Annotated in this window: 4 protein-coding genes; 1 reads left to right on the top strand and 3 read right to left on the bottom strand. The window is 56.5% G+C overall.

The features are described from left to right. The coding region (locus tag ACK8OE_RS20670) for an IS110 family transposase (RefSeq protein ID WP_410274200.1) at positions 1-713 on the top strand (713 nt) is incomplete at its 5' end. A gap of 343 nt (positions 714-1,056) precedes the next feature. On the opposite strand, the gene ACK8OE_RS20665 is transcribed toward ACK8OE_RS20670, so the two are convergent. The 3 genes from ACK8OE_RS20665 to ACK8OE_RS20655 form a co-directional block, all read right to left on the bottom strand. Further along, positions 1,057-1,977 (bottom strand): pepsin/retropepsin-like aspartic protease family protein, encoded by a 921-nt coding sequence (locus ACK8OE_RS20665; protein ID WP_410274199.1) that lies wholly within the window; start codon positions 1,975-1,977, stop codon positions 1,057-1,059. An 879-nt stretch (positions 1,978-2,856) separates the two neighbouring features. Continuing rightward, positions 2,857-3,366, bottom strand: a complete 510-nt coding sequence (locus ACK8OE_RS20660; RefSeq protein ID WP_410274198.1) for a tyrosine-type recombinase/integrase — start codon at positions 3,364-3,366, stop codon at positions 2,857-2,859. 304 nt (positions 3,367-3,670) lie between these two features. Continuing rightward, positions 3,671-3,998 (bottom strand): zincin-like metallopeptidase domain-containing protein (locus ACK8OE_RS20655; RefSeq protein ID WP_410274197.1); only part of this gene is annotated, 328 nt, incomplete at its 5' end.

Below are 3,998 nucleotides of genomic sequence, written 5' to 3'. Positions count from 1 at the left end.
ATGAGAAGACCCAGGATCAACTGGATCTTCAGGCCTGCCATCGTGTTCGCTCGCGGTTGGTGTCAAGGCGTACGGCGACAATCAACCAGATACGCGCCTTCCTTATCGAGCAGGGCATCACGGTCCGGGTCGGCGTACGGGCGTTACGCAACTCGCTGTTTGAGATTCTCGACAACCGCGCGGATGAGATTTCGCCCCGGATGAGCCAACTGATCGTCGGCCTCTATGAAGACTGGCTGTGGCTCGATGAACGCATCGAGACCATCAGCGGCGAGATCGAAGAGATCAGCCGGAATGAGGCTAACTGCCGTCGTTTGATGAGCGTGCCCGGGGTCGGCCCCTTGATCTCCACGGCGGTTGTCGCGGCCATCGGCACGGGCGAGGCCTTTGAACGTGGTCGCGACTTCGGGGCCTGGCTAGGACTGGTGCCAAAGCAATTCAGCACGGGCGGTCGCTCAATTCTTGGACGCATCTCAAAGCGCGGAAGCCGATATCTGCGAACGCTGTTCGTACAGGCCGCCAATGTCCTCTTGATGAGGCCGCAAAACTGGCCGAAGTACAGCTTCGGAGACTGGCTCACCAACGCCGCCACGCGGATGCATCGAAACAAACTCGCAGCCGCTCTCGCCAACAAGCTGGCACGTATCAGCTGGAGCGTACTGAGTTCAGGAAAGGCCTTCGATACCCACAGAACCGAGGTCGAGGCCGTATAGCATCGATCACCAACCAGTTCGCGACTAAGACGACTGCATGGAACGGAACGATAAACGCGCCCTGAGCCTGAGCGCCCGAATGGCCGCTTGCCGGCCGATCCGCTAATGAGGCCAAAAGCGCGTGCGTATTCCCATCAAGGCCACGGCTCGCATGCCGATCAACAGGCCGGATACATATAAGCGACTTCTGCTATTCATGCGAAATCTTACTTGCGATCGGCAGCCGGTCCATACATTCGGGCGCTCGGCCGAAAAACACGGGGTTAGGATTTTTATCACCTGTGATTAGTTCAGTGCGATGCCTGTTCCGATAGGCCCAGCGGAGCGGGATCGCTCTGCTGGATCACGCAGAGAATAGGGGGGCAACCTCTTCGAAATAGCGATTGGGTTTGGCGTACAGGCTGTCTTTCTTGAAGATGAGATTGAAGCGCCCAATGGCGCCCATCCCGATAATGCCGTCACAGCCAACGCCCAGATGATCATTGGCGGTCGGGGTAAGAAGGGTCAGCGGGCCCCCCTTTACGGGGAGGTTACCCACCTCAAGGGTATTAGCATGAACGAAACGGCTCCTCACTTCATCCCCATGAACGCCGCGCCTCTTGCCCTCTTGCGGATCGGCGTAGCGGTCCCAAAGTTTGTGCTTTTTCACGAAGTCAGAGCCCAAGATCACCGCTGGCTGGGCACCGGTGTCGAGGAGGCAGTTGGCTCTCAGGCCATCGACAGTAACATCAATGAAGATCTTTTCGCCGGCCCCGTCCAGCTCGCGGCGGGTCGGCCACGCAGTGTAGCCGTCAAGGTTCAGGCCCTTGCCGCCGGGGTGGAAGTCAATGCGGAGCTTGTCGAAATCAAGGGCAGCCTCAGCTGCCGTCAGGAACCCGGCAGCCAGTAGTCCGTCGGCGTCGGCCTTTTCCAGAAACTCCAGTCCGGCCATCGCCATAGCATCGACGCGAAAGCTTTCGCCGAACACGACCTTCCGCGCGTCGTAAACCTGAGCATAGTCGGATCCACCGAGACCTCCTACGCGCATCGAGTCTACGCGGCGAAGACCCAGCTTGCGGATGATAGAAGGCCGAAGTGCACTGACGAACGCGCCGCTGTCGACTATGAAGTAAAAAGGGCCTTGATCGCTGATGGAGAGGCTGGTCATGATCCGGCGTTGCCGGGTAACGACGATTGGGACTGTTAAAGAGGCTTCTCCGGCGCGGGCGGATGGCGCTGCTGTGAAGAGCGGCAATGAAGCCAGCAAATGGCGTCTCGTGAACATGTGAGTTTCCCCCCGATTGACCTCGGATTTTGACCTAGGGTTGCATTATGCCGGACTCGCGTCAACACACGTGTTTACGTTATTGACGAGCGGCTTCACCGCATTGGCACCTAGGGCCGGTTCGTGGTGGAATGTAGGTCACCCCTGATTTTTCGTAGTTGCTAGACTCGCCGCGCTTGCTTCCGCTTTGGAGCGATTTTTGCAGAACTAACCTGACGTCGGTTCCATTTCCGCTCTGGGCGCGAGGGTGCCAAAGGCCGCAGGCCTAGTTATGGCGTCGTGGGGGGCAACGGGCGGACGTCTAGATGTACGGCCAGGTTTTTCTGCTCATTCTTGAGTCTGACGTAAATGTTTCCCTGTTCATCTGTATATAACAAACGGCAAACTTCCCCGTGGCCAATTCGCGTGACGCAAACGGCGCTTGAGCGCGCAATCCAAATTCCGTGAATGGGCCCCCGTCCGTAAAGCACATAGCTACCATCGCGTCGGAACACCTCCGCCATGTCGCAGCACTGTGGTCCGGCGGATGTGTCACTTAACCGGTGCCTGATTTCATCGTTACTCAACGAGCGTAGTTCAGAAATGGGCCTTGGAGACTTGTTTGGATCTGCAAATGCTGCCGGGCAGGTCAGCAGGGTCAGTTTCAAGGTCAGAATAAACCACTTCAAGCTATTTCCCCTTCGGCAGGGCAGAATTATTAACTGCTAAATTGCACGCGGTAAAACGATAAATTTTCAGGGAGAAGTGCTGAGAAATGCCTTCTGCGATGGGCACAACGTACATCCGCTAACGAGCCGAAATTTGCAATTAGTCACAGCGGCAGTCCTATTTCCCCTTCGGGCGCTCGGCGGCAATTTGCGACCGAGCGCCCATTGTGTCTTACAGGTCGATCTGTTCAGCCATTTCCAGTGCGTCATCCACTTCTATGCCGAGATATCTAACTGTACTCTCCAACTTGGTATGACCCAATAGGAGTTGCACTGCGCGTAGGTTGCCGGTCTTCCGATACAACTGTGCGGCCTTTGTTCGTCGCAGAGTATGGGTGCCGTACATGGCTGTTTCCAGTCCGATACTTTCGACCCACGAGTGAACAATCCGCGAGTATTGCCTTGTAGAAATATGAGGCCTTTGTTTGGATCGCCCCGGGAACAAATATCCGGTTCCGCCCGCGGGCAAATGCGAGAGCAATTTCTCAACCGCGAGCCTCGTGTGTTCCGTGATTTCAAACTTAACGGGCTTACCCGTTTTCTGTTGAATTACTGTAGCCCAATCACGGGCCTTGCCAGATTGACAAAGATCATTCACTCGTAAACGCACAAGGTCGCAGGCTCTCAGTTTGCTGTCTATGGCCAGGTTGAAGAGCGCAAGGTCTCTTGGCGACTTGCTCATTTCAAGTCTGACGCGAATAGACCACACGTGTTTGGGCTGGAGTGGCTTCTTTTGGCCCACTAGGCCGTAGACTCATAACGCTCTGATGTAGATCGGCGTCAAAAGTGGGACCACAATACCTTCAATAATTATCTGACTTCGAATGATATGCTTGAAATGGCCGGGTCCCGATCGGCGCCGATGGGGACCCGGCCATTCCAGAGTTTACTGTTGCAAATCAGGCGGGTAAACTAAGATGAGGACGTCCCGGGGTGAACGCCGATCCACACATCACACGCAAACAGCTCCTTGCGGGGCTGTCGGATCACGCGGCAACGGCGGGCACTGAGAGATCGATACGCGACGCCTTGATCAGATAATCGACCGCACGCGTTGCCAGTCCGCTCGCCTTGATCAGTTCGGCGGGCTGGTCCTTGAGAATACGCACCCACGACTGCAAATAGCCCGCGTGGTTCTCGAAAAGCTTGTCCTCGACCGGCAGCCCGATGAGAAGCCCCAATTGCAGCGCCCCGAGTTCCGCGACCAGTTCCTCGCGGGCGCGGCTGTCGCGGTAGCGGTAATTCTCCAGCTTGCGATCGAGACGATGCTTCGCGCCGGTCCAGTGCACCTTATGCCGATATCGGCATAACGCC

The organism is Asticcacaulis sp. W401b, assembly GCF_046503825.1.
Taxonomy (GTDB): Bacteria; Pseudomonadota; Alphaproteobacteria; order Caulobacterales; family Caulobacteraceae; genus Asticcacaulis.
Note: the sequence above shows the minus strand (reverse complement) of the source record. Positions and strands in the feature narration are given on the sequence as shown.